25 protein-coding genes are annotated in these 25,269 nt (G+C 45.7%); 7 read left to right on the forward strand and 18 right to left on the reverse strand.

Translation table 11 applies throughout. The features are described 5' to 3' along the window. Positions 1-219 precede the first annotated feature (219 nt). The 3 genes from xseB to dxs are packed head-to-tail and all read left to right on the forward strand — an operon-like array spanning position 220 to position 3,272. Entirely contained in the window at positions 220-462 is a 243-nt protein-coding gene (gene xseB, locus vsple_RS10795) for an exodeoxyribonuclease VII small subunit (RefSeq protein ID WP_255230062.1), read from the forward strand. A 20-nt stretch (positions 463-482) separates the two neighbouring features. Next, entirely contained in the window at positions 483-1,367 is an 885-nt protein-coding gene (ispA, locus tag vsple_RS10800) for a (2E,6E)-farnesyl diphosphate synthase (protein WP_255230061.1), read from the forward strand. A gap of 21 nt (positions 1,368-1,388) precedes the next feature. After that, the gene (gene dxs, locus vsple_RS10805; protein ID WP_261881993.1) at positions 1,389-3,272 is read left to right on the forward strand and encodes a 1-deoxy-D-xylulose-5-phosphate synthase; all 1,884 of its coding nucleotides are present in this window, start codon (positions 1,389-1,391) and stop codon (positions 3,270-3,272) included. A gap of 79 nt (positions 3,273-3,351) precedes the next feature. Here dxs and vsple_RS10810 read toward each other — a convergent pair whose 3' ends face one another. From vsple_RS10810 to vsple_RS10880, 15 genes are all read right to left on the reverse strand, one after another. Beyond that, positions 3,352-3,702: a putative quinol monooxygenase gene (locus vsple_RS10810; RefSeq protein WP_261881994.1), complete on the reverse strand. Its 351-nt coding sequence runs from the start codon at positions 3,700-3,702 to the stop codon at positions 3,352-3,354. Between the two features lie 83 nt (positions 3,703-3,785). Next, positions 3,786-4,292 carry a phosphatidylglycerophosphatase A gene (gene pgpA, locus vsple_RS10815; protein WP_261881995.1) on the reverse strand — a complete coding sequence of 169 codons (507 nt, stop codon included), beginning with the start codon at positions 4,290-4,292 and terminating at the stop codon, positions 3,786-3,788. After that, positions 4,289-5,266, reverse strand: coding sequence for a thiamine-phosphate kinase (thiL, locus tag vsple_RS10820; RefSeq protein ID WP_261881996.1), 978 nt, complete (start codon positions 5,264-5,266; stop codon positions 4,289-4,291). The genes pgpA and thiL overlap by 4 nt, the downstream gene beginning before the upstream one ends. Positions 5,267-5,523: 257 nt before the next feature. Continuing rightward, positions 5,524-5,991 carry a transcription antitermination factor NusB gene (gene nusB, locus vsple_RS10825; protein ID WP_004734399.1) on the reverse strand — a complete coding sequence of 156 codons (468 nt, stop codon included), beginning with the start codon at positions 5,989-5,991 and terminating at the stop codon, positions 5,524-5,526. Further along, complete coding sequence (ribH, locus tag vsple_RS10830; protein WP_004741508.1) at positions 5,991-6,461, reverse strand: 6,7-dimethyl-8-ribityllumazine synthase; 471 nt, start codon at positions 6,459-6,461, stop codon at positions 5,991-5,993. Before ribH ends, nusB begins: the two co-directional genes overlap by 1 nt. A gap of 255 nt (positions 6,462-6,716) precedes the next feature. Then, positions 6,717-7,826, reverse strand: coding sequence for a bifunctional 3,4-dihydroxy-2-butanone-4-phosphate synthase/GTP cyclohydrolase II (gene ribBA, locus vsple_RS10835; protein ID WP_261881997.1), 1,110 nt, complete (start codon positions 7,824-7,826; stop codon positions 6,717-6,719). Positions 7,827-7,936: 110 nt separating this feature from the next. Beyond that, complete coding sequence (locus vsple_RS10840) at positions 7,937-8,593, reverse strand: riboflavin synthase (protein WP_032551635.1); 657 nt, start codon at positions 8,591-8,593, stop codon at positions 7,937-7,939. Between the two features lie 68 nt (positions 8,594-8,661). Next, on the reverse strand, positions 8,662-9,777 hold the full coding sequence (gene ribD / locus vsple_RS10845; protein WP_261881998.1) for a bifunctional diaminohydroxyphosphoribosylaminopyrimidine deaminase/5-amino-6-(5-phosphoribosylamino)uracil reductase RibD: 1,116 nt from the start codon (positions 9,775-9,777) through the stop codon (positions 8,662-8,664). Positions 9,778-9,786: 9 nt separating this feature from the next. Next, on the reverse strand, positions 9,787-10,236 hold the full coding sequence (gene nrdR, locus vsple_RS10850) for a transcriptional regulator NrdR (RefSeq protein WP_255230043.1): 450 nt from the start codon (positions 10,234-10,236) through the stop codon (positions 9,787-9,789). Between the two features lie 125 nt (positions 10,237-10,361). Then, on the reverse strand, positions 10,362-11,612 hold the full coding sequence (locus tag vsple_RS10855; protein WP_261881999.1) for a glutamate-5-semialdehyde dehydrogenase: 1,251 nt from the start codon (positions 11,610-11,612) through the stop codon (positions 10,362-10,364). 134 nt (positions 11,613-11,746) lie between these two features. Continuing rightward, positions 11,747-12,886 carry a glutamate 5-kinase gene (proB, locus tag vsple_RS10860; RefSeq protein WP_261882000.1) on the reverse strand — a complete coding sequence of 380 codons (1,140 nt, stop codon included), beginning with the start codon at positions 12,884-12,886 and terminating at the stop codon, positions 11,747-11,749. A 122-nt stretch (positions 12,887-13,008) separates the two neighbouring features. After that, positions 13,009-13,398 carry a sigma factor-binding protein Crl gene (gene crl, locus vsple_RS10865; protein ID WP_255230041.1) on the reverse strand — a complete coding sequence of 130 codons (390 nt, stop codon included), beginning with the start codon at positions 13,396-13,398 and terminating at the stop codon, positions 13,009-13,011. A gap of 144 nt (positions 13,399-13,542) precedes the next feature. Continuing rightward, positions 13,543-14,796 (reverse strand): esterase FrsA, encoded by a 1,254-nt coding sequence (gene frsA / locus vsple_RS10870; RefSeq protein WP_255230040.1) that lies wholly within the window; start codon positions 14,794-14,796, stop codon positions 13,543-13,545. Positions 14,797-14,884: 88 nt separating this feature from the next. Then, positions 14,885-15,349 carry a xanthine phosphoribosyltransferase gene (gene gpt, locus vsple_RS10875; protein WP_032551628.1) on the reverse strand — a complete coding sequence of 155 codons (465 nt, stop codon included), beginning with the start codon at positions 15,347-15,349 and terminating at the stop codon, positions 14,885-14,887. 64 nt (positions 15,350-15,413) lie between these two features. Beyond that, positions 15,414-16,703: an NCS2 family permease gene (locus tag vsple_RS10880; protein WP_255230039.1), complete on the reverse strand. Its 1,290-nt coding sequence runs from the start codon at positions 16,701-16,703 to the stop codon at positions 15,414-15,416. 1,126 nt (positions 16,704-17,829) lie between these two features. On the opposite strand from vsple_RS10880, the gene vsple_RS10885 reads away from it, so the two are divergent. After that, positions 17,830-19,302: an aminoacyl-histidine dipeptidase gene (locus vsple_RS10885; protein ID WP_261882001.1), complete on the forward strand. Its 1,473-nt coding sequence runs from the start codon at positions 17,830-17,832 to the stop codon at positions 19,300-19,302. Positions 19,303-19,387: 85 nt separating this feature from the next. On the opposite strand, the gene vsple_RS10890 is transcribed toward vsple_RS10885, so the two are convergent. Further along, positions 19,388-19,927 carry a DUF3332 domain-containing protein gene (locus vsple_RS10890; RefSeq protein WP_261882002.1) on the reverse strand — a complete coding sequence of 180 codons (540 nt, stop codon included), beginning with the start codon at positions 19,925-19,927 and terminating at the stop codon, positions 19,388-19,390. Between the two features lie 269 nt (positions 19,928-20,196). Here vsple_RS10890 and vsple_RS10895 point away from each other — a divergent pair, with 269 nt between their 5' ends. Beyond that, positions 20,197-21,243, forward strand: a complete 1,047-nt coding sequence (locus vsple_RS10895) for a succinylglutamate desuccinylase/aspartoacylase family protein (RefSeq protein ID WP_255230035.1) — start codon at positions 20,197-20,199, stop codon at positions 21,241-21,243. 110 nt (positions 21,244-21,353) lie between these two features. Here vsple_RS10895 and vsple_RS10900 read toward each other — a convergent pair whose 3' ends face one another. Then, positions 21,354-21,674 (reverse strand): DUF3622 domain-containing protein, encoded by a 321-nt coding sequence (locus tag vsple_RS10900; RefSeq protein ID WP_261882003.1) that lies wholly within the window; start codon positions 21,672-21,674, stop codon positions 21,354-21,356. Positions 21,675-22,028: 354 nt separating this feature from the next. Between vsple_RS10900 and vsple_RS10905 the strand changes: the two genes are divergently transcribed. Beyond that, positions 22,029-23,033: an adenosine deaminase gene (locus vsple_RS10905; protein ID WP_261882004.1), complete on the forward strand. Its 1,005-nt coding sequence runs from the start codon at positions 22,029-22,031 to the stop codon at positions 23,031-23,033. A 72-nt stretch (positions 23,034-23,105) separates the two neighbouring features. On the opposite strand, the gene vsple_RS10910 is transcribed toward vsple_RS10905, so the two are convergent. Beyond that, positions 23,106-24,290 carry an NnrS family protein gene (locus vsple_RS10910; RefSeq protein WP_261882005.1) on the reverse strand — a complete coding sequence of 395 codons (1,185 nt, stop codon included), beginning with the start codon at positions 24,288-24,290 and terminating at the stop codon, positions 23,106-23,108. 275 nt (positions 24,291-24,565) lie between these two features. Between vsple_RS10910 and vsple_RS10915 the strand changes: the two genes are divergently transcribed. Continuing rightward, entirely contained in the window at positions 24,566-25,123 is a 558-nt protein-coding gene (locus vsple_RS10915) for a gamma-glutamylcyclotransferase family protein (protein WP_255230032.1), read from the forward strand. Positions 25,124-25,269: the final 146 nt, after the last annotated feature.

Raw genomic sequence — 25,269 nt, forward strand, 5'->3', positions numbered from 1 at the left:
ACTTTTGAGTAGCAATAACATTAAGACTCATGAATAACTGCACATCACGAACAAACGCATCAAATGTCAGCCCTCTCCAACGAGACACTTCTCAAGTCACACAGTTATGACTGCCAAGCGTCCGATAAAACAAACTTTCTAGCAAATTTTATTGGTTACATTTGACCATCTTCACGCCCTAGGGTAACGTTCGCTCATCTTTCCAAACGCAGAACTATTATGGCTACTAAGAAACCGGAGAATATGAGCTTTGAAGCAGCAATTGAAGAGCTTGATGGCTTAGTTGATCAACTTGAAAATGGTGATCTAGCTTTAGATGATGCGCTGAAGAAATTCGAGCGTGGAATTGCACTAGCTCGTGCAGGTCAAAGCAGACTCAACGACGCAGAGCAGCGCGTGAGTATTCTTTTGCAAAACAGCGAAGATGCTGAGCTGAGTGACTTCAACCCACAACCAGAATAACGAATAGTATGAGATCCCCTATGATTGAGACTTTAACGTCTTATCAAGCACGTAATAACGAGCAGTTAAACCAATGGCTTGACCGCCTTCCACATCAAAACCAAAACCTAATCAAGGCTATGCGTTATGGCTTATTGCTGGGTGGAAAACGCGCGCGTCCATTTCTTGTCTACATCACAGGGGAAATGCTCGGCTGCAGCGCTGAAGAGCTAGACACTCCAGCATCAGCGATTGAGTGTATCCATGCCTACTCACTCATCCATGATGATCTGCCTGCAATGGATGACGACGAACTGCGTCGCGGTCATCAAACCTGTCATATTAAATTTGACGAAGCTACGGCTATTCTTACCGGCGATGCACTCCAAACCCTAGCCTTTACTATACTTGCAGAAGGCTCACTAAGTGCAGTTGGCGAGAGTAACCGTGTCCGCATGATTCAAAGCTTAGCTCAAGCCTCTGGTGCTCAAGGTATGTGCATTGGACAAGCACTTGATCTGGAAGCGGAGAACCGCACTATTTCCCTGCAAGAGCTGGAAGAGGTTCATCGCAACAAAACAGGGGCATTGATGAAGTGTGCCATTCGTTTAGGTGCGCTCTCTGCTGGTGAGAAAGCCTTCGAGGTGCTACCACAACTTGATAAATTTGCCGATGCGGTTGGTTTAGCGTTTCAAGTTCAAGATGACATTCTCGATATCGTTAGTGATACGGAAACTCTTGGTAAACCACAGGGTTCTGATGAAGAACTTAACAAAAGCACCTATCCTTCTTTATTAGGATTGGACGGCGCTCAAGAAAAAGCTCAAACTCTATTGAACGAAGCGCTTCAAGCTTTAGATGCAATCCCATACAATACCCAGTCACTCGAAGAGTTCGCCCGATATGTCATCGAGCGCAAGAACTAAGACAATAAGCGCGCATTACCTATGACTCTTGATATTTCAAAGTACCCAACTCTTGCCTTGGCTGATAAGCCAGAGGACTTGCGTCTTTTACCAAAAGAGACGCTTCCACAGCTCTGCGATGAGCTTCGTACCTACCTCTTGAACTCCGTGAGCCAATCAAGCGGTCACTTAGCATCAGGCCTAGGTACAGTGGAACTGACGGTCGCTTTACATTATGTATATAACACTCCTTTCGATCAGTTGGTTTGGGATGTGGGCCATCAGGCTTACCCACATAAAATTTTAACGGGTCGTCGTGATCGCCTATCAACTATCCGCCAGAAAGACGGCTTACACCCTTTCCCTTGGCGAGAAGAGAGCGAATACGACACCCTATCTGTTGGTCACTCATCGACGTCTATTAGTGCCGCTCTTGGTATGGCAATCAGTGCCAAAAAAGAGGGTAAAGATCGTAAAGTCGTGAGCGTAATCGGTGATGGTGCGATCACTGCTGGTATGGCATTTGAGGCTATGAACCACGCCGGTGACGTTCACAACGATATGCTGGTTATCCTTAACGATAACGAAATGTCGATCTCTGAAAACGTGGGTGCGCTTAACAATCACTTAGCTCAGGTTCTTTCTGGCAATCTTTACACGTCAATTCGTGAAGGTGGCAAGAAAGTGCTCTCTGGCGTTCCACCGATCAAAGAGCTAGTGCGTCGTACTGAAGAACACCTAAAAGGCATGGTCATTCCTGGCACCATGTTTGAAGAACTTGGCTTTAACTACATCGGCCCAGTGGATGGCCATGATGTTAACGAGCTAATCAAAACGCTTAAGAACATGAGAGATCTAAAAGGCCCTCAGTTCCTGCACATCATGACCAAAAAAGGTAAGGGCTACGAGCCGGCTGAGAAAGATCCGATTGGCTACCACGGTGTACCTAAGTTCGATCCTGCACACTCTAGCCTGCCAAAGAGCACCAGTGCTAAGCCGACTTTCTCTAAGATCTTCGGTGACTTCCTGTGTGATATGGCCGCGCAAGATCCCAAGCTGATGGCGATTACTCCAGCGATGCGTGAAGGCTCAGGTATGGTTCGATTCTCGAAAGAGTACCCAGAACAGTACTTCGATGTTGCGATTGCAGAGCAGCACGCGGTAACACTAGCAACAGGCATGGCGATTGCAGGTAATAAGCCAATTGTGGCTATCTACTCGACCTTCCTCCAACGTGGCTACGACCAGTTGATCCACGATGTCGCTATCATGGATTTACCTGTGATGTTCGCCATTGACCGTGCAGGTCTTGTGGGTGCCGATGGTCAGACTCATCAAGGTGCGTTCGACTTAAGCTTTATGCGCTGCATTCCTAACATGGTGATCATGGCACCAAGCGACGAGAACGAATGTCGTCAAATGCTCTACACGGGCCACCAACACAATGGTCCAAGTGCGGTTCGCTACCCTCGCGGTAACGGCATGGGCACAGAAATTCAAAGCGAGTTCACTGCGCTTGAGATTGGTAAAGGCCGTATCGTTCGCAGCAGTGAGCAGCAGAAAGAGGGGTCGAAAATAGCAATCCTAAGCTTCGGTACCTTCCTTGAGAATGCACTACAAGCCGCTGATGCTCTCGATGCCACCGTTGCAGACATGCGCTTTGTGAAACCTCTCGATGAAGCACTTATCAAACAATTGGCCGCTGAGCACGACGTTCTAGTAACGATTGAAGAGAATGCGATTGCCGGCGGTGCTGGTGCAGGTGTAGTAGAGTTCTTAATGCAAGAGAAACTGCCAATGCCAGTATTGAACCTTGGCCTACCAGACAAGTTCATCGCTCAAGGCACACAAGGTGAGCTACACGAAGAACTTGGCTTAGATGCGAAAGGGATTGAGAAAGCGATCAAGGACTACCTCGCTAAATAAGCAGCGAATGCTTCAGGTACAAAAAAGGTTGGCCATATGGTCAACCTTTTTTATTACCGATTTGATAGCAAGCATTCGATTATTTCAGAACAGGTGCGTCGTAGTTCTCTGGTTCATCAGTGTAGATACACACATTAAACTTCTCAACTAGTCCAGTCTCTTCAACGCATTGTTGCTGGAAGAACTGTTGAATTTCACGACGTTGGCAGTGCGCTTCAAACGCTTCATTGTCTGCCCAGATCTCGTTGAATGCGATAGGGTAGCTCTCACCTTCAGCAAATGGGCTCTGCAAGTGGCGCGTCACCGTGTATTGAATACAACCATCTTCACGCATTGTATTTGGCTCAAGCGCTTTTAGTACTTCGAATAGCTCGTTCAGTTTGCCCTCTTTTGGCAGAAACTGAGCAATACAATAAACCTTCTTAGACATTATTATTCCTTGTTTTCTATTGTGTTACTAACCAACTAAGACGCTCCAACTCAATACAAGCCTGCTAGAGCGCCGTAAACAGTTTATGCTAACCAACCTGCAAAATGCCCCACGGCGTAAAGCGCAATGCCAGCCATCACGCCCGCGACGATATCATCAATCATGATGCCTAAACCGCCATGAATGCGTTTGTCTAACCAGCCGATCGGCCATGGCTTCACCATATCAAAGAAGCGGAACAGGACGAAGCCTGTCAACAGCCACTTCCACTCATCGATTGGTATCTGCAGTAAAGGCACTAGACTCATGGTGATCCAAAAGCCTGCAAACTCATCCCAGACAATTGAGCCATGATCGTGTACACCCATGTCGTCAGAAGTGACCTGACAAATTTTGACACCAATAACGCAGCTAATAACTACAGCCACCACATACAGCGGAAACGGCAACTGCACCAACAGTAGGTATAGCGGAATCGAGGCTAAAGTCCCCATAGTGCCAGGCACGACTGGTGACAGTCCGCTACCAAATCCAGTAGCCAACAAGTGCCAAGGGTTCTTTAGTGAAATAAGAGAGAGAGGGTTTGTCATCCGTTTACCTTAAAATGATCGTATCCACTTAAGTCCCAACTTAGTGGTTGACCGTTGTTATGCAATTCAAAGAATTCTACAGGTCTTATCTGACCAATGCAGGTAACTTTTGTTCCAGTGTGCGACAATGCACTTTCCAATGAACCTTTATTTTCTTCCGGCACGGTAAAGCAAAGCTCATACTCTTCACCACTGGCCAGCGCATAATTCTGGGCTGCTGAAATATCAGATGTGAACTGGCGTAGCTCTTGAGAAATAGGCAATGCACTCACATCGATGCTCGCGCCCACTTGTGAACGCTTAAGGATATGTTTCAAGTCCGCAATTACGCCATCTGAGATATCAATAGCGGATGAAGCGAGGTTCACAAGAGCCTGACCAGCAAGCACTCGCGGAGAGCTAATGTAGTGTCTCTCTTCAAGCTCTCTAGCATAGGGTCTAGATTGGTTTTCTTCTGGATTCAGTAACACCTCTAGGCCTGCCTTACTGTCGCCTAGGTTACCTGTCACATAAATCCAATCCCCGACCTTAGCACCGTCACGACGCAGCGCTTTACCTTCAGGCACAAAGCCTTGCACTGTCAACGTCAGGCTCAAAGGGCCCTTAGTGGTATCACCACCGATCAGTTGAATACCAAAATAGTCCGCAAGCTTAAAAAAGGAGTCACAGAAAGGAGCCAGCCACTGCTCATCAACTTCAGGCATGGTCAGCGCGAACGAAACCCAAGCAGGGGTTGCGCCCATAGCAGCCAAATCGCTGATGTTCGATGCGAGAGCCTTATGCGCCACCCAAGCCGGATTCGCTTCGGCTAAAAAGTGTGTCCCCGCAACTAAGGTGTCAGTGCTGATAGCAATTTCTACATTACTTGGTGGCTTGACCAAGGCGCAGTCATCACCTGCGGCAAGATGTACATCCTTACGTTGAGGCTGTCGGTTTACGAAGTATTTATCAATCAGGTTAAACTCACCAGACATGTGATTACCTTTCTTTTATACCAATCACAGTAAGTAAGTGTTCAAAAATAGCGCAGGAAAAAGGCTTGAGAACAAGGCAGCTTTTTTGCAAAAGAGAGTTTCGATAAGTAGTTATTCTACAATCAAAAATTCTAACGCTGTTATCGAGCATTTTAACAAGCTAGGGTGAGCAGTTATTTACTACGATTGATATTACCGTCATCAGTTACAAAAAAGGCCAGCATATTTGCTGACCTTTCGATTCTATGTCGAACGTATTATTTCTTACGAACGTGCGGTGCTGCTTTATCAAGTACACCGTTAACAAACTTGTGGCTGTCTTCTGCTGCAAATACTTTTGCAAGTTCGATAGCTTCGTTGATAACCACTTTGTATGGTACATCTTCGCGACGAGTCATCTCGTACATAGCTAGGCGAAGAAGAGCAAGCTCCATTAAGTCCAGATCTTGCATCGGGCGAGATACGAATGGACGAAGTTTGCTGTCTAGTTCCATGTGGCTTAGAGCAACACCAGTTAGCAGGTCGCGGAAGTATGCAACGTCTGTTTCTGGCATAGCAAGCGCAGGCTCAGCTGCGTGATGCTCTTCTTCATCATACTTACCACCAGATAAGAACTGTTCTTCAACTGTGGCAATATTTTCTTTAGTAATTTGCCAAGAATAAATTGCTTGTAGAGCAAATTGACGTGCGTTACGACGTGCGGCTGGTTTCACACTGGCCCCCATTAGGAATCGATTTCAGAAAGAACGTTGATCATCTCAAGTGCGCTTAGTGCAGCTTCTGCACCTTTATTACCAGCCTTGGTTCCTGCGCGTTCAATAGCTTGATCGATCGTATCAACAGTTAGCACACCGAATGCTACTGGAAGAGAGTATTCCAGAGACACTTGCGCCAAACCTTTATTACATTCACTACAAACATAGTCAAAATGAGGCGTACCGCCACGAATTACTGTACCTAGAGATACAATCGCGTCGAACTTACCTGTTTTTGCAACGCGCTGCGCTACAAGTGGAAGTTCAACTGCACCTGGACAACGAACAACAGTGATGTTGTCTTCGCTAACTTGTCCGTGACGTTTTAAAGTATCGATTGCACCAGAAAGTAAACTTTCGTTAATAAAACTGTTGAAACGAGCAATAACGATAGCAATTTTTGCATTTGGCGCTGGGAAGCCACCCTCGATCACTTTCATAAGCCTTCCTTTAACTATTTTCATCAAGTGAGAATCGCCGGATTCTAGCACAAAACTGTGAGCAATATCTAATGCTAATTTTATTGAGCTGATACCGGAGAAACAAAGTGGTAACGACAGCGTGATTCCTTTGTCGATAAGGCTCAAAACGCAGAGAGCGGACTATGCAATCTTGTGCTCTCTGCTTGATACTTATCGTTTAATCGAGACTGTATTACCTAAAAAGTTTGCTGATTGTTCTGTTTTGAATCAGCGTTATTCGCACACATACTCAACAACGTTTAAACCAAAACCACCCAGTGCGTGGTAGCGTTTCGTGCTTGAAGAGAGTAGACGCATGTCCTGAACACCAAGGTCTTGCAGGATCTGAGAACCGACACCAACACGACGTGACGTACCTTGCTTTTTAGCCATAGTTGGCTGCTCGTTCTTGTCTTGAGCTTCGAAAGTCTTCACTTTGTGGATTAGAGAATCAGACGACTCTTCATTGCCAAGAATCACTAGAACACCACCTTCTTCGCCGACACGCTTCATCGCTTTATCTAGCGACCAGCTGCGCTCAGTACCACGATCAGAATGCAGCAGATCGGTGAATGTGTCATGCAGGTGAACACGAACCAATGGCGCTTCACCCGTTAGGTCACCCTTTTGCATCGCGTAGTGGATTTGGTTATCAATCGTGTCACGGTATGTCACGAGTTCGAAATCACCGAACTCAGTTGGCAAATGACACTGCGCGACGCGCTCAATCGTTGTCTCGGTGTTGTTGCGGTATTCGATAAGGTCTGCAATCGTACCTAGTTTGATGTCATGCTTTTCAGCAAACACTTCAAGGTCTGGACGACGTGCCATAGTGCCATCGTCATTCAGGATTTCAACAATCACAGATGCTGGTTCACAGCCTGCCAAGCGAGCCAAATCACACCCCGCTTCAGTGTGACCTGCACGTGTTAATACACCGCCCTCTTGAGCCGTCAATGGGAAGATATGGCCCGGTTGAACTAGGTCTGCCGCTTTCGCCTCTTTCGCTACAGCCGCCTGAACAGTCACGGCACGATCCGATGCAGAAATGCCCGTCGTTACGCCTTGCGCAGCTTCAATAGAAACAGTGAAGTTAGTGGTGTATTGCGCGTTGTTGTCTTGAACCATTGGCGCGAGACCTAAACGGCTCGAGCGCTCTTTGGTTAGCGTCAGACAGATCAAGCCACGACCGAACATCGCCATAAAATTGATTGCTTCTGGCGTTACATGCTCTGCCGCCATGATCAGATCGCCTTCATTCTCGCGATCTTCATCGTCCATCAGGATAACCATCTTTCCTAGGCGGATGTCTTCAATAATTTCTTGAGGAGTACTAATTGGCATTATTTTATATCCTTTGAAATGGTTCTGCTTCCAAGAACCGACACTGTTTAAACCTGATTGGAATTGCTCAACTCCACTGCCCTTCGCTGTCGCGCACAAGGAGTCGTTGATTAAGCAAAACCGTTTTGTTGTAAGAATTCCATTGTTAGACGAGACTCTGGCTTAGACTCTTCTTGCTGGCCTTGCAGTAGTCGCTCCATGTAACGAGCAAGTACGTCGACTTCAAGGTTCACCTTACGACCGACATTAAATTGATCAATCGTCGTCTCTGATGAGGTGTGGGGAACAATAGTCAGCTTAAACGCGTTCTTACGTAAATCGTTCACTGTGAGGCTGATACCGTCGACAGTAATAGAGCCTTTTTGAGCGACGTACTTTGAGATCTCCGCTGGCATCTCTACCCAGAATTCAATTGCACGACCAACTTGGTTGCGCTCAACGATCTCGCCCACACCATCAACGTGACCAGAAACAATGTGGCCGCCAAAACGAGTGGTCGGCAGCATTGCTTTCTCAAGGTTTACCTTATCGCCCGCTTGATAGTCGATAAAGCCGGTCTTTTTCAGAGTTTCCAGTGATAAGTCAGCGCTGTAGCTGTTGTCATCGAATTCAACCACAGTCAAACACACACCATTGGTGGCGATGCTGTCGCCGAGCTGTACATCAGACATATCCAGCTTACCGACATTCACGGTGACCGTAATATCTTCACCGCGAGGTGTGATAGCACTTAAGGTACCTACGGCTTCTACAATTCCTGTAAACATTCTAAAACTCTTGTTCTTACTGCTTTTGCATCAAGCAGTTAAATTACTATAGATATAACTATCGCGGATTAAGATTTCCATACTGGCTGAGCGACAATGCGAATATCAGGCCCTACCATACGTACATCTATGATCGACAAATCGATCACGGCATCCATTGAGCTTAAGCCCAACGCACCCATCAAACCGCGGCCATCGCTGCCCATTAGTTTAGGTGCTAAGTATAAGATTAGCTCGTCAACCAGTTGATTCTCAATAAAGCTTTTTGCCAATGTTGCACCCGCTTCCACCCAAATATGGTCGATATGATGACTAGGAAGATCTTGAACCAGTTGGGTAATATCAAGCTGCCCCTCACTGTCGAGAGCAACCATAATGTCAGCTTCAGATTCAGCAACACGCAACACTGGCGCTTGAGATTGATACAACTTGAGATCTTGATTATCAGCTTGAAGCAGCTGTGCCTGTCGATCGAGAATCACGCGCGTAGGTTGGCGCAGTGAAGATGGCGGATAAAGAGCTTGTACCGCTTGCGGTAATTCATCCCAACGCACATTAAGTGACGCATTATCTTCAATCACGGTTTGACTGGTCGATAATACCGCTCCCGCCTTGGCACGGAAATGCTGCACATCACGACGAGCATGCGGCGAAGTAATCCATTGGCTCTGACCATTACTCAAAGCGGTTTGACCGTCTAAGCTTGCTGCCATCTTCAATTGAACAAACGGCCTACCTGTTTGCATGCGTTTGATAAAGGCTGGGTTTAACGCCAATGCATCTTGCTCTAGCAGCCCGACTTGCACCTCAATACCCGCATCACGCAGCATTTTGATGCCACGGCCTGCAACTTTCGGGTTTGGGTCTTCCATTGCGCAAATCACTTTGGCAACTTGAGCCTTAATCAACCCTTCAGCACATGGCGGTGTACGACCGTAATGAGAGCACGGCTCTAGCGTGACATAAGCAGTCGCGCCTTTGGCTTTATCGCCAGCCATTCTCATGGCATGAACTTCTGCGTGTGCTTCACCCGCTTTGGCATGAAAACCTTCACCAACAATGTTGTCGCCGTGCGCGATAACGCAGCCCACATTTGGATTTGGTGCAGTGGTATAAATGCCGCGCTTAGCCAGTTGCATGGCACGCGACATCATTTGAAAATCTAACGGAGAAAATTTTGACATGAGTGGGAGTTAGTCCTCTAGCTTGGCAATCTCTTCGCCAAACTCTCGGATGTCTTCAAAACTGCGGTAAACAGAGGCAAAACGAATGTAAGCCACCTTATCGAGCTCTTTCAGTTGGTCCATGACAAGATTCCCAATCATCTCTGTTGGTACTTCACGCTCGCCAGTTGCTCGCAGTTGAGACTTGATGGTACTGATCGCAAGTTCAATGGCATCTGCGCTCACTGGGCGCTTCTCTAATGCACGTTGAATTCCGCCGACCATTTTGTCTTCGTTAAAGGGTTCACGGTTGCCATTCGACTTGATCACTTTTGGCATAACAAGCTCAGCCGATTCGAATGTCGTAAAACGCTCACTACAGGCCAGGCATTGACGGCGACGACGAACTTGATGCCCGTCTGCGACTAGCCTTGAGTCGATTACTTTAGTGTCGTTCTCTGAACAAAAAGGACAATGCATATCACCTCCAAATAATTGATTGTCAGTGTAACGGAATTGCCAAACGTAGGGAAAGAAAAAGGGCCAATTAAGGCCCTTTTATGTGGTTATTGGTTGATTATGACCAACCGAGCTTCACATTCATCCTAGCTACGAATTAGGTAGTTCGCTTTACCAACCCACTTGTAGCTGGTCAGCTCTTCCAATCCCATAGGGCCACGAGCATGAAGCTTCTGTGTTGATACCGCCACTTCTGCTCCCAGACCAAACTGCGCGCCATCCGTAAAGCGAGTTGATGCGTTGACATAAACCGCCGCAGAACCGACTGAGTTAATGAAGCGTTCAGAGCTCTCTAGGCTGTTTGTCATGATCGCATCTGAATGACTCGCATTGTGTACGCGCATGTGGTCAATTGCCTGAGCTACGTCAGCAACCACTTTGACACCTAAGGTGTAGCTTAGCCACTCAGTATCGAAATCATCCTCACCCGCATCACGCACGTCAGCGAAATCAGCAAGCAGCGCTTTAGCACTTGCATCAGCCACTAATGTCACTTTACCCGCTAGGCGTGTTTTAAGCTTACCAAGGAACTCCTCAGCGACCGCTTCATGAACAAGCAGAGTATCTAGTGAGTTACATGCTGATGGACGTTGAACCTTTGAGTTCTCAACCACATTCACTGACTTTTCTAGGTCAGCCGACTCATCAACGAAGATGTGACTAATACCAAAGCCACCGATGATTACTGGGATGGTGCTGTTCTCTTTACACATTTTGTGTAGACCTGCACCACCACGTGGGATGATCATATCAACGTACTCATCTAGCTTAAGTAGCTGAGACACAAGTTCGCGATCTGGCTTCTCAATGTATTGTACCGATGCCGCTGGTAGCTCTGCTTTTTCTAGTGCAGATTGGATAACCTTAACCAGCTCCATGTTTGAGAAAAACGTCTCTTTACCACCACGTAGGATGCTTGCGTTACCTGTTTTCAGGCACAGTGCAGCAATGTCGATGGTTACGTTCGGGCGTGCTTCATAAATAACACCAACAACACCAAGCGGTACGCGACGACGAGAAAGCGACATGCCGTTTTCTAGCACTTTGCTGTCAATTTCGCTGCCTACAGGGTCATTCAGGCTGATAACGTTGCGCACATCGTTAGCAATACCCGTTAGACGCTCTTCGTTAAGAAGTAGGCGGTCAAGCAGCGCTTCTGTTAAACCAGCTTCACGACCCAATTCAATATCTTTTGCGTTCGCTTCAAGAATGGTCGCTGCATTAGCTTCTAGCTCATCTGCAATAATAGAGAGCGCTTTATTCTTCTGCGCTGTTGATGCTGTTGCTAGGTGAAAGGCAGCCTCTTTTGCTGCGATACCCATGTTAGTTAAATCCACGTTTAACTCTCCCTTAATTCTGTCTGTCTATCTGAAATTCTGGGTACGCTAGTTAATGAAATAGCCACCTTCTATCGGCAGCTATTCATTGGTCTCTCATTTTCTGAGTAAGCGTACTAAGTTTAGCTCGTCTGTTACTCTTGGATCACTACCATGTCATCACGGTGAATAACCTCTGAGCCGTAGTCATAACCCAGAATTTCTCCAATATCTTTACTGTGTTTGCCCGCAATCTTCGCCAAGTCTTGGCTTGAGTAGCTTGCGATACCACGCGCAATCACTTTACCTTTTTTATCAGTCACTTGAGTCACCTCGCCACGAGAGAACTCACCGCGAACTTGAATCACACCTTTAGCCAATAAGCTGCTGCCTTTAGTGTTCACAGCATTCACTGCACCGTCATCAACCACGATATCACCAGCCGATGCAGGGCCAGCTAGGATCCAACGCTTACGGTTTTCAAGCGCCTCTTCTAATGGCAAGAAACGTGTGCCTTGTGGTTCTGCGCTGAGTGAGTCGAAGACCACATTCTCTGCGCTGCCTGCTGCGATGATCACTTCAATACCAGCACGACGCGCAATGTCCGCCGCTTGCAGCTTAGTTGCCATGCCGCCAGTACCCAAAGTCGTGCCACTGCCACCAGCGATCTTACGTAAAGTATCATCGATGGTCTTAACCTCTTTGATCAACTCAGCATTTGGGTCTTTGCGAGGATCAGCGGTAAATAGACCTTTTTGGTCAGTCAGGAGCAGAAGCTTATCAGCACCACACAAAATACCGACTAAAGCCGACAAGTTATCATTGTCGCCCACTTTAATCTCGTTGGTCGCTACTGCATCGTTCTCATTAACGATTGGAATAATGTCGTTATCCACCAATGCATTAATGGTGTCACGTGCATTTAGGAAGCGCTCACGGTCATCGAGGTCAGCACGCGTTAGCAGCATTTGGCCAATCTTGATGCCGTAGATAGCAAACAAAGACTCCCAAACCTGAATCAGCTGACTCTGTCCTACTGCAGCAAGCAACTGTTTGCTCGCCATTGAGTTGGGCAGTGCGGGGTAACCAAGGTGCTCACGTCCAGCTGCGATAGCGCCAGACGAAACCATAACCACAGAGTGGCCTTGCTTTTTCAGTTCTGCACACTGTCGTACAAGCTCTACCATGTGAGCTCGATCTAACGCTAATGTGCCACCAGTTAAGACACTGGTACCCAGTTTAACAACCACAGTTTTACGCTGTGTTGCTGTCCCGCTTTGATGATTAGTTGTCATGAAGTCTTTATATGAATAAAACAAATAAGAGGTGATGTTTTAACAATCAAAACAGGAATTCACAAGTAGAAAAGGTGCGAAATCGCACCTTTTTACCTTATAGAGAGGAGTAACCTTTAAAATTAAACAAATTCGACAGAAGCTGCGTCTAGCCCAACCTCCAGCTCGAACTTAGATTTCAGCTCGTCAGAGAGCTTTTGATGAAAGGCCTCCTGAGTGCGAGTTACCTCAGAAATAGCTTTTTTAGGAAGTTCCAACACTTCCCATTCACCTTCAACATTATATTTTCCAATGTTGTATTTGGCAGTAAAGCCTTGTTCAGATTTTGCCAATTCTAGCCACCACCCCCAGAACTCACGCTCTTCTGGTGACTTCTTATCGTTTACGCACACCGAAAGGCAATCGAAGATATAGTGACCCTCTTCCGATTGTGGCTCTCTCAGATATGGGCCAATGGCCTTTAAAACATTCAGCAGACGATAATGCGTAGGTTGTTGTGTCACTTCTGACATATTGAATCTCCATTTTCAATGTTAAGAATGACGTTACTCAGATGGCAATACGTAAAAACGCTGCAATTGGATTTTATAAATTCTATCTGAGCATCAAGTACTTAATCTGTACATTTTTTATGCTTAACTAATTTAGGAGAAATGTCATCTAAATAATTCATCCTCGAGCCATTTTATCGCCAATTCGAGGGATTGCTCATAACCCTGTGTAATTGATTTGGATTTAATTTTCTTCGCTTTACCGTAATCGCTGTAAATAGCAACTAATTGATTATCAGATGGCGGTGATACCGGATCACCTTCTAGAGCCAATGCTAGGATAGGAACTTGTGTTTTACTGTTGGCTAGTAGCCCTTGAACTTTTAGAGACCAAGCCATCAGTTGGCCCGACAAGCTATTGATATCAACGACACCCTTGCCCAGACGTGAGGCAAGTACGTCGAGGTGCATTTTGGGCATCTGTTTCAGTTTATCCGCATGGACAAAGATATCGTGAATCGGTGCACCGAGTGCCACACAAGCTTTGATTTTCTGCTGCTCTAGGAAAGACAGACGAACCATTGCGTTGCCGCCAAAACGGAAACCAAACAGACCAACCTTGTAGTGATCAACCCAAGGGATATTCGGTAGCTCATTCAGAACCGCTTGGTGCAAACAAGAAGAGTCTTCAGTGAGCGGCCAGTGAGAGCTGTGGCCAATTGATGGCATATCTACAGTCAACATCGCGATATTCTTCGGTGCAAGATAATCTCGGAATAGACGCCACATATCCGTTTGCAAACTATCTAGCCCCGCACTGACAATCACCACAGGTTGAGGTTTATCTGTGTTCGATAGGTGCAGGTGCGCTTTGATCTTGCGGTTTTGATACGGAATCTCAAGCTGCTTTACCACCAGTTTAGTGTGCTTAATCGCTTCTGCATAAGCTGTGTTGGCCAACACCTGAGCTTGAGTCGCTAGGTTGTCGTTTTTCAAGTGAGGGTAGCCAGCAATACTAAAGCAAAGTGACGCAGAAAACAGTTCCTCTGCAACCTCTTCGCCGCTCTTATCGTTAGCACGGTTTTGGTGTTGCATACCGAGCTTGGTCCACTCATAAGCCCAGTTACCACTGCGGTAGCCCATGACGGTATCCAACCAATCATCTGTCGTACGTGAATGGGTCGATGATGCAATGCGTGACAATACCGCTTCTTGTTCAATCGGGTTTACCCCTTGCCAGACCCACTGCATGCGGCGCAGGTTTCGATACCACGCGCTATCTTGTTGTTCATGCTTCTGTTCAAGCATGTCGACAGAGCTCGGCATATATTGCGTCAGCATTGAGGTCTCTTTCGCCTGTTTATGTTTGACAAATAGAGTTTCAGATAGGTTTTTACTGGTTTCTTCAGATAACGACATGGGGATTCTCAGTCGAGGATGATGACTGTAATAATATAAAAAAAAATGACCCTATAAAGGGTCATTTCTCAAAAAACACAGATTATGCTTATTTTGACTTGCGATTTACTGGCTCAATGTAACCTAGGCTTAGATCCCACGGCTGTTCAATCCATGTGTCTTGAGCGATATCAACAATGTAATCGTCGAGTAGCGCTGCACCTGAAGGCTTAGCACATACCGCGATTAGCTTCGCTTTAGGGTACATTTCACGTAGTTTACGTGCAGTGTCACCGCTGTCTACTAGGTCTTCAACGATTAGGAAACCTTCACCGTCACCCTCTGGCGCTTTAACGACAGTCATATCACGTTGGTGATCGTGGTCGTAGCTAGAAATACAAATTGTATCAACGTAACGAATACCTAACTCACGAGCCAAGATTGCACCTGGTACTAAGCCACCACGACTTACTGCCCAGATACCCTTCCACTGTTCTGCAGGCATTTGCTTAGCAGCCAGTTCACGGCAGTAAGATTGCATGTTGTCCCATGTGATGATGAATTTGTTACTCATAGTAATTAAACCTAATAAATTGTCATGTTGTTAGAGGCCATATCAACTTGGCCTCTGCAAGCGATTAAGCGAAGATGTACTTAAGGATAAAGATCAATGACATTACCCAAACGGCAATAGAAACGTCGCGACCTTTACCACTTAGCAGCTTAATTGCAGCGTAAGCGATGAAGCCTAGAGAGATACCCTCTGCGATAGAGTACGTCAACGGCATAAGCAGACATGTTACCACGACTGGAGCTGCTTCTGTAAGATCACGCCAATCAATACCAACCAGACCAGACATCATCAGAATGGCTACATAGAATAGTGCACCTGACGTTGCGTACGCTGGAATCATACCCGCTAGAGGTGAGAAGAATAGAGCAAGAAGGAAAAGTACGCCTACAACAACAGCCGTTAGACCGGTACGACCACCCTCTGCAACACCTGAAACACTCTCCACGTAAGAGGTGGTGTTTGATGTACCTAGAAGAGCACCAATTGACGTTGCGGTTGAGTCAGCAAGCAGTGCTTTGTTCAGACGAGGAAGCTTACCGTCTTCTTTAATTAGGTTTGCTTTTGTTGCAACACCAACTAACGTACCCGCCGTGTCAAATAGGTCGACGAATAGGAAAGCAAACACAACCGAGATCATACCGATTTCAAATACAGCAGAGAAATCAAGTTGCATGAATGTTGGCGCTAGGCTTGGTGGCGTAGAAATAATACCACCGTATTGCACATCACCAACAATGATTGCAATCGCTGTGATGGCAAGAATCGCGATCATTACAGCACCTTTCACACCACGGTGAACCAATGCAACCGTTAAGAAGAAGCCAAGTGCACCCAGAATAGGGCCAATCGCTGTAATATCACCCAGTGATACTTTAGTTGCTGGATTAGAAACCACAATACCTGCGTTGCTTAGAGCGATAAATGCAAGGAAAAGACCGATACCCGCAGAGATACCCACGCGCAGTGACATAGGAATCGAGTTAATGATCCATTCGCGAACTTTAAAAATACTTAGAAAAATGAAGATAACGCCCGATACGAATACCGCAGCCAAAGCCACCTGCCACGTGTAACCCATGCCCATTACAACGGCGTAAGTAAAGAACGCATTCAGACCCATACCTGGTGCTTGAGCGATTGGGTAATTGGCGACAAAGCCCATGATGAAACAGCCAATAGCCGCAGCTAAACAGGTTGCTACAAATACAGCGCCGTGATCCATACCAGCATCAGCTAAGATCATTGGGTTTACAAAAATGATGTAAGCCATCGTAAGGAAGGTCGTTAGACCGGCGATGATTTCAGTGCGCACATTGGTGCCATTTTCACTGAGTTTAAATAGCTTTTCGAACATTATCGAATCCTATAAGGGTAAAAAGTAAACGGTTGCGTAATCGATTGGCTCAGGATTATAAAGTTATCAAATAACAAATTCCAGATAGAATTAAGACTCTAACTAATATTAATGGTGAAAACGTATGAAACAGATCGATTAAAAAGCGCCATTGAAAGCATAAAAAACATTATTTAACAGATACTTAAAATAAACAAAAAACTAAAAGCAAGTGGTGTTTTTTTTGAACTATGCAAAAAGTTCACATGGAAGGTTAGGCAAGTAGCGTACGATAAAAGTCATAAAATTGCCCCATTTTTCAACAGATCCAGTAATAATGAAAATTCCGAACAGTTACAGTTCAAAATTCAACCAAACATTATGCTACCAATTACATTAAATAAGTGATCAAAAATAGCGCAGAAAGAGAGCCTGAGGACACAATATTAAGGTCACAAATCGAGCATTGGAACGGTGATGGAAAACAGCAGGCAAAAAAAACGCCACTCAACTATGAGTGGCGGTAGAATCAGTCAACCAGAGGGTTGTAAAAAAATTCCAATATATAGGGGTGAACAAACTGTTCAAGTCACACGCTCAGGTTACTTGTAACCAAAGCTAGTTGGGTATGCAAAGTTGCTAGTGTAAACAGAGCTGTTAAGCCAGAACGTTGCAGATGGTAAACCTTTCATAACTATCACCTTAATAAATCAATTAAAAACACTTTTGATTTCTCGGTTCCTTGGAGGCGATAAACGGACTCATCCTTTGAGCATTTACTCTTCATCTCAGAAGTTGGTTATTAATATACCGCAAAGAAAAAAGATTACAAGCAAATCTTGCACTAAATCACACTTATCAACAAAAGAGACTAAATAACAAACTCAAAATGTAATTAAATTACAAAAAAAGACCGATAAAAACGTTTGCATGGAAACTTATTAAGCAACTGAGCGCCTATTTTTGATCAGAGCAACAAATCTCTTTTCAAACTTTGAAACAATTGCCCGCGACTACCGCTACTCGTCTACCCGCTCAAATGGTATGCTGTCGGCATCAAAACAGACCTATATTTCTAGATAATTGTCCTTTATACAAAGCAACTTTTACCTAAAGATATGGTTATTCAATAAAAAAGGAGTTATCCGTGTCTGAATTCCATTCTGAGATCAGTAAATTATCCCCTGCCCCACTTTGGCAGTTTTTCGATAAAATTTGCTCAATCCCACACCCATCAAAACACGAAGAAGAGCTTGCTCAATACATTATTGCCTGGGCAACAGAACAAGGCCTAGATGTTCGTCGAGACCCAACGGGCAACGTGTTCATCAAGAAGCCTGCAACACCGGGTATGGAAAACAAAAAAGGTGTGGTACTGCAAGCTCACATCGATATGGTTCCTCAAAAGAACGAAGACACGATTCACGACTTCACTAAAGATCCTATCCAACCGTACATCGACGGTGAATGGGTAACGGCAAAAGGCACAACGCTTGGCGCAGACAACGGTATGGGTATGGCATCATGCTTAGCGGTTCTAGCATCAAACGACATTAAACATGGCCCAATCGAGGTTCTACTAACAGTAGACGAAGAAGCGGGTATGACCGGTGCATTCGGTCTTGAAGCGGGCTGGTTAGAGGGTGAAATCCTTCTTAATACCGATTCAGAGCAAGAAGGTGAAGTGTACATGGGTTGCGCTGGCGGTATCGACGGTGCGATGACATTTAACGTTGCCCGTACTGCAATCCCAGCAGATTTCGTAACTCGCAAGCTAACGCTAAAAGGCCTGAAAGGCGGCCACTCAGGTTGTGATATTCACACAGGTCGTGCAAACGCGAACAAACTGCTTGCTCGTTTCCTAGCCGGTCACGCAAAAGAGCTGGACTTACGCATCGTCGAATTCAAAGGCGGTAGCCTACGTAACGCAATTCCTCGTGAAGGATTCGTAACAGTTGCAGTACCCGCTGCAAACCAAGAAAAACTGGCTTCGCTATACAACTACTACACGGAGCTTCTTTCAACAGAGCTAGGTAAAGTAGAAGACAGCATTGTGACTTTCAACGAAGAAGCTTCAGTTGAAATGGGTGCACTTGCCGCGGCTGACCAAGCTCGATTCATTGCAGCACTAAACGCAGCGCCAAATGGCGTGATCCGTATGAGTGATGAGATCGAAGGTGTGGTAGAGACATCTCTAAACGTGGGTGTTATCACAACTGAAGAGAACTCAATCACTGTACTGTGCTTGATCCGCTCTCTTATCGATTCTGGCCGTAGCCAAGTTGAAAGCATGCTTCACTCTATAGCGGAGCTTGCGGGTGCAACTATCGAATTCTCTGGTGCTTACCCTGGTTGGAAGCCAGATGCGGATTCTGAAATCATGCACATCTTCCGCGACATGTACGAAGGCATCTACGGCCACAAGCCAAACATTATGGTTATCCACGCGGGTCTTGAGTGTGGTCTATTCAAAGAACCATACCCGAACATGGACATGGTTTCTTTCGGCCCTACGATCAAGTTCCCTCACTCTCCAGATGAGAAAGTGAAAATCGATACGGTTGAGCTATTCTGGAACCAAATGGTTGCACTACTTGAAGCCATCCCAGAAAAAGCATAATTCGCTTTTCTTGCAGAAACTAAAACAGGTGCTCATCGAGCACCTGTTTTTTATAACGAGTTTGTTGCGTTCTTTACAACAAATCTTAGGCGCGCTCTGCCGCGTAAGCCGCTAGTTCATCCATTGACGTTTGAGCCACAATCTCACCATCAATAAAATACGTTACTACTTCACCGTCACGCACACCAATCAAAGTCGCTTCGTCACCGTTTTGGTAGGTGATGCTCATTTGAATCGTATTTTCATCCAACTGCGTCATTTCACCACGCTCAATCACACGGTTCTGTGTTAACGGAGCGATTGGCGCTTCGGTTAGAGACTCATCTAATTTGTGATTGATATCGATGTAAGTATCGGTTTTGCTATCGAAAATATGTGGTGTACCTGTAATCGGGTTTTTGCCCGTCCAGAACTCCAGCGAGTTGAATACCAAGTAGTCAGCCGCAACGGTTAAACCGTAAACAGGCGCGAGCAGCATATTCAATCCACCCCGCGCATAACGGTTGTCCACCGCTTTGAGGTTAAATTGCATTAAGTAACCGGTAACAGCATTACTACCCACACAGCCAGAAAGAGCGGCCGACGCCACTGCCAATGCTACGATCTTTGTGATTGTTTTTTTCATAACGATCTCAGTTGATTAATTTACTCCCCCAAAGAGGGGGCTGGATAGTACTAACCTCAGACGCAATAAATATCAGAGTAAAATCAATAAATTGTCAGGACTACTACAGTCAAAAGACTTCTTGATCAAAGTCAAATCAACACTGACTCCATTCGCAGAACCCACCAATTAAAAATTTTTGTCGTCACCGTAAAGTGATTGATTCGTACTAAAAATCAACGATTGCTACATTTCGACTTAACCCATTATCTATTCGTTGAGAAACCTAAATGGCAAGACTAAAACCTAACCAACCATTCGAACTCCTTGATCAAACTGTACAGCCAGGCCAACGGATGGAAATTGAGCTGCAAGCGGCTCAACTGTATACCCACTCGCCGCTATCGATCCCTATTGAGGTGATTCATGGCCGCCAAGCGGGACCAACGTTGATGGTAAACGCAGCGATTCATGGGGATGAACTCAATGGTGTTGAAATTGCGCGTCAACTGACGAATGCTATCGATCCGAAAAAACTCAAAGGTACTTTGATTGTGGTACCTATCGTCAACGTGTTTGGTTTTATTCATAAGTCTCGTTACCTGCCCGATCGTCGCGACTTAAACCGCTGCTTTCCGGGAAGTGAAAAGGGTTCACTCACTTCGCGTATCGCACATACTTTCTTCGAGAACGTAGCAACACGTTGTGACTACATTTTGGATTTACATACCGGTGCTATTCACCGCACTAATTTACCTCAGATTCGCGCAAACTTATCGAATCCTGAGACATTAAGAATAGCGAACGCATTTGCAACACCAGTGATCATCGACTCGCCACTACGTGAAGGCTCACTGCGTAGCGAAGCCGAGAAACTCGGTATTCCAGTGCTGACGTACGAAGGCGGTGAAGCACTGCGCTTTGATCATTTAGCCATCCGTGCTGGTTACTTAGGTATTCACCAAGTGATGAAAGCCATCGGTATGCTAAGACCAAACCGTAAGAAATTACCAGAACCTGTGATCAGCCGCTCCACCAGCTGGATCCGTGCAGAATCAGACGGCATCTTACGTGTCATGGTAAGACTTGGCGAAAAAGTCGAAGCAGGACAAACTCTGGCTTACGTTAGTTCACCACTGGGTCATCAAGAGGGTCAAATCATCACTAAGAAAGGCGGTATTGTGATTGGACAACAAACACTGCCACTAGTGAATGAAGGAGATGCTGTGTTCCACATTGCTTACTTCAAGCAAGATAATGAAGATGTTGAACAATCAGTAGAAAACTACATTGAAGAGGTCGCTGAAGAGGTTTGGTCAACGACTCTGAATAACTGATCACTGGCTGAACGAGAAACTAAACTCCACAAAAAAGGCCCCAGTCGCTCAATACGATTGGGGCCTTTTCTTTACTGGGCGAGTAAACTCAACCTCATAGAATCTGAATCTTATTCAGCATCAAGCTCAGCAGCTGCTGCGCGAGCTTTTGCACGTGCTTCACGCGCTTGTGCTGCTTTTAGCTCTTTAGCGTGGCGCAGTTCATCACGCTCTTTACGCTGCTCTGCTTTACGCTCGTTGCGCTCAGCTTGGTTAGCAACGAAAGAAGCTAGCTCTTTCTCTGCCCATTCTTGTGCTTGAGCTTCTGTTTCAAAACCCGTTTCACGCTTAGAAACGCGAGTTGAGCGAGAAGTTACTTGACGAGTAATCTCTGCACACCAGCCATTGCGTTTTTCTGAAAGGCGGATATCAAATTTTTTGGTCTTAGACATGTTCTGTATTTTCCTAAGGGAGATCATTAAGGGATCGGTCAACTTTGATAACTCCATCTATGTGAGCATCTTTTAACACCATCCCTTGGTAAGCGCGGTATTAGAGCACAAATCCATAAACATTGCTGCAAATATTTGCAGCGGATCACACTCCAATTGTGCAAATCGTTTGCGACTCGGTGCCCTCAATTTCATTCCACCTTTCTTCCCCTCCACTTTGCAGAGAACAGAGCGTTAATGATGAAATGAACTATGCTCAAACATAGGCAAGTGAACCACTAATCGACTCGATTACCCATCAATGTTCAATGTCTTAACTACTCCGCCCATAATTAAAATAGCTAAGGAGTCGCTATGGATAGCTTCATCAAAAATCTACCAAAAGTTGAGCTGCACCTACATATAGAAGGCACACTCGAACCAGAACTGATGTTTGAATTAGCAAAACGCAACAACATCGACATCCCATTCGACACTCCAGATCAAGTGCGTCAAGCGTATCAATTTCACAACCTACAATCGTTTCTCGATATCTATTATCAAGGTGCCAATGTTCTTGTTCACGAGCAAGACTTCTACGACCTGACATGGGCTTACTTGCTTAAATGCCAACAAGATAACGTGATTCATACCGAGATATTTTTTGACCCTCAAACCCACACTGAGCGAGGGATTGAGTTTAAAACAGTGATCACAGGTATCACCCGCGCTCTAAAAAACGCCGAACAGGAGTTAGGGATCAGCAGTCAGTTGATCATGTGTTTCTTACGTCACCTTGATGAAGAGAGCGCCTTCGCTACTCTGAGTCACGCCCTTCCCTACAAAGAATACATTATTGGCGTCGGACTCGACTCTTCTGAGATGGGCCATCCTCCAGAAAAGTTTCAGCGCGTATTTCAAGAGGCGCTCAATCACGGTTTCCTCACCGTCGCTCACGCGGGTGAAGAAGGTCCTGCTCAAAACATTCGAGATGCCATTGAGATGTTAGGGGTTACTCGGATCGACCATGGTGTACGCTGCAGTGACGATCCAGAACTCATAGCGGAGTTGGCCGCACAGCGTATACCTTTAACGGTTTGCCCGCTGTCGAACACCAAATTGAAAGTGTTTGAGACTATGCAGCAGCACAACATCGTTGAGCTGCTGAGAAAAGGGCTATGTGTAACCATAAACTCGGATGACCCTGCCTACTTCGGTGGCTACATGAACGATAACTTCTTAGCCGTTGCCCATGCTCACGAAGTTACAGCCCAAGAGCTGGCGCAGTTTAGTATCAACGCTATCGAAGCGAGTTTCATCTCCCCTCATGCTAAGGAAGATATGATTACCCAAGTTCGACACTATCTCGCCAACCACTAAACCTGGACACTCAAGTTAAAACGAAAAAGGAAGCACATCGCTTCCTTTTTCGTTATTCATATATCTAATCACTTAACCCGGATGACCATCAACTCTAGGCGTTAGCAACATCATGCCAAATTTAAGCACATACATACCAAACGCGAGTACCCATAAACCCGCACTGATATTGACGATAGGCATCATATAAACCGGGAACAAACTAACACCGACACTGCGCAGTAACGCTGCGAGAATCAAGGCTGAAAAGGCTACGGCCATATTCGGCCCTTTGTAGATAGCGCGCCCTGTATGGCCCATAGTGACACGAGCAATCATCGCCAAGATCAAACCGCTCAAGCCACCTATTGCAAATAGGTGAATCATGTTATGCCCTGCAAACGGATTATCCAGTAAGCCACGTAATAGCAAGCTCAACGGAATACATAGGTATGCCGCGTGCAGTGACCACACCAACGGCTCAGACAGCGTCGCCCAAGGTTTCCAACGAATCACACGTATTAACTGAGCAATACCCGCAAACAGCATCAAAGGCTTACCGACTTCGACAAAAGTCAGTGGGAAGAAACTCAATACAAACAACCCAACCAACGGCAGATTGGCTAACCACTCGAGCCATAGTAGAGGTTGCGGCTTATCAAAGTTAAAACGACGTGCGGTGAAGAATGGGATGACTCTCCCTCCCATCACAGATAACAGCAGCGTAAACCACCACAGCATCGCATGCCAAACCGCTGAAGCAGGGAATGGCGGCATCCCCTTAATGGTTGCATAGCTGGCAAAGTTCGCCACGATCGCCAACACAAACAGTGGAACAAAAAATAGGTTTTTCCACCCTTTCGCATGTACTACTCGAAAGCCAATTTCGTAAGCAGCAAGAGCCAAAAACAGCGCTTCAATCGATGAAATTAGCCACAAGGGTGTGGGTGTCCAAAACAGAATTCGAGGCGCAAGCCACAAGCCGACCAAAGCCGCGAGACGATAATGTTTAGTACCATTGACGCCCGTCCATGTCTGTACCGCGGTCAACACAAATCCCACAACAATCGCCATCGAGAAACCAAACAACATCTCATGAACATGCCACCATAGAGCCGGCACTTGTAGGATCTCAGGTTGACCGTTCTGGAACATGTATACCCAAAGAACAATGGCGAGCACCGCATAGATGCTACCGAGGAAGAAAAAGGGTCTAAAGCCCAAACGTAGATAAGCGGGAATCGCATCCTCGACACTTTTGTCTGTGATATTTAACAAAGTCGCTCCTAAATTAATAAGCGTATCGCCAACTTGGATTCGAGAGTGGCTTGGCGATAGATTCACATATAACTAGGTCAATGCATGAAGCATTCCAACATACTAAATCACTGTATTTATTAATTTTAGTGGTATTCACTCTTCGATATAGAGTCAAATAAACACGCCCAACAGTGTCAATATGACACTTACAAGTCTTTCAGTTATATACTGACTTTTATTTGCATCCCTCATATAGTAGGAGGGTTTTCAACAATAAACAGACAAGGATAGCGATGTATATTTTTGGCTACGGCAGTTTAATCAACTCCTCTTCACGACAACTCACCGGTCAGACTGGAAAAGCGATCCCAGCGATCGTCGATGGTTTAGTGCGCCACTGGAGTAAAATCGATGACAGTTACGTATTATCTCCACTGATTGTTAACCTTGGCGAAGGGCAAGTGAATGGCGTTTTACTCGAAGTGGATGAGGTAGCACTGGCTGAGTTTGATCGTCGCGAGCGCGGCTATCACCGAATTGAATTAGATCCTGAACAGATCGAAGCGCATCAGGGCTTTGACCCTTCTCAAACGATCTGGGTTTACATTAAAGATGAGATTGAAGCGCCCTGCAGCAATAGTCCAATTGTTCAGACTTATGTCGATACTGTCATTGCTGGCTGTTTAGAAATATCAGAAAGTTTCGCTTCTCACTTTGTGCAACATACGCAGGGTTGGCAACACCCAATGATTAACGATCGCCACCAGCCTAAATATGGCAACTTAGCGGGAGTGTCTGAGCATCACCACAGCATTATTGATGACCTACTTCTAGTGGTTCGTAACTCTTAAGTCGCTAAACGATACTTACCCAAATCCACCTCGACAATGTTGATCGCTTAACTTTAGTAGAATGTAAACATTTACACCAACGATAAAGCTAATAATTACAAGCAGTAAAGGTCTCAATATTGGAAGTAAAAGATAAGTTTGATTGC

The sequence above is a fragment of the Vibrio pelagius genome (assembly GCF_024347575.1).
In the GTDB taxonomy this organism is placed as follows: Bacteria; Pseudomonadota; Gammaproteobacteria; order Enterobacterales; family Vibrionaceae; genus Vibrio; species Vibrio pelagius.

Coding starts and splice junctions, on each gene's coding strand:
- nusB (WP_004734399.1), bottom strand. CDS start 5,991: ATGGGGGCCAGTGTGAAACCAGCCGCACGTCGTAACGCACGTCAATTT.
- thiL (WP_261881996.1), bottom strand. CDS start 5,266: ATGTCTGGTGAGTTTAACCTGATTGATAAATACTTCGTAAACCGACAG.
- pgpA (WP_261881995.1), bottom strand. CDS start 4,292: ATGACAAACCCTCTCTCTCTTATTTCACTAAAGAACCCTTGGCACTTG.
- nrdR (WP_255230043.1), bottom strand. CDS start 10,236: ATGCATTGTCCTTTTTGTTCAGAGAACGACACTAAAGTAATCGACTCA.
- ribH (WP_004741508.1), bottom strand. CDS start 6,461: ATGAAAGTGATCGAGGGTGGCTTCCCAGCGCCAAATGCAAAAATTGCT.
- vsple_RS10900 (WP_261882003.1), bottom strand. CDS start 21,674: ATGTCTAAGACCAAAAAATTTGATATCCGCCTTTCAGAAAAACGCAAT.
- frsA (WP_255230040.1), bottom strand. CDS start 14,796: ATGTCGTTATCTGAAGAAACCAGTAAAAACCTATCTGAAACTCTATTT.
- vsple_RS10915 (WP_255230032.1), top strand. CDS start 24,566: ATGTATATTTTTGGCTACGGCAGTTTAATCAACTCCTCTTCACGACAA.
- vsple_RS10890 (WP_261882002.1), bottom strand. CDS start 19,927: ATGAAAAAAACAATCACAAAGATCGTAGCATTGGCAGTGGCGTCGGCC.
- gpt (WP_032551628.1), bottom strand. CDS start 15,349: ATGAGTAACAAATTCATCATCACATGGGACAACATGCAATCTTACTGC.
- vsple_RS10810 (WP_261881994.1), bottom strand. CDS start 3,702: ATGTCTAAGAAGGTTTATTGTATTGCTCAGTTTCTGCCAAAAGAGGGC.
- ribD (WP_261881998.1), bottom strand. CDS start 9,777: ATGTCAAAATTTTCTCCGTTAGATTTTCAAATGATGTCGCGTGCCATG.
- proB (WP_261882000.1), bottom strand. CDS start 12,886: ATGACAACTAATCATCAAAGCGGGACAGCAACACAGCGTAAAACTGTG.
- ribBA (WP_261881997.1), bottom strand. CDS start 7,826: ATGCCAATTAGTACTCCTCAAGAAATTATTGAAGACATCCGCCTAGGA.
- vsple_RS10840 (WP_032551635.1), bottom strand. CDS start 8,593: ATGTTTACAGGAATTGTAGAAGCCGTAGGTACCTTAAGTGCTATCACA.
- vsple_RS10880 (WP_255230039.1), bottom strand. CDS start 16,703: ATGTTCGAAAAGCTATTTAAACTCAGTGAAAATGGCACCAATGTGCGC.
- vsple_RS10905 (WP_261882004.1), top strand. CDS start 22,029: ATGGATAGCTTCATCAAAAATCTACCAAAAGTTGAGCTGCACCTACAT.
- dxs (WP_261881993.1), top strand. CDS start 1,389: ATGACTCTTGATATTTCAAAGTACCCAACTCTTGCCTTGGCTGATAAG.
- ispA (WP_255230061.1), top strand. CDS start 483: ATGATTGAGACTTTAACGTCTTATCAAGCACGTAATAACGAGCAGTTA.
- xseB (WP_255230062.1), top strand. CDS start 220: ATGGCTACTAAGAAACCGGAGAATATGAGCTTTGAAGCAGCAATTGAA.
- vsple_RS10895 (WP_255230035.1), top strand. CDS start 20,197: ATGGCAAGACTAAAACCTAACCAACCATTCGAACTCCTTGATCAAACT.
- crl (WP_255230041.1), bottom strand. CDS start 13,398: ATGTCAGAAGTGACACAACAACCTACGCATTATCGTCTGCTGAATGTT.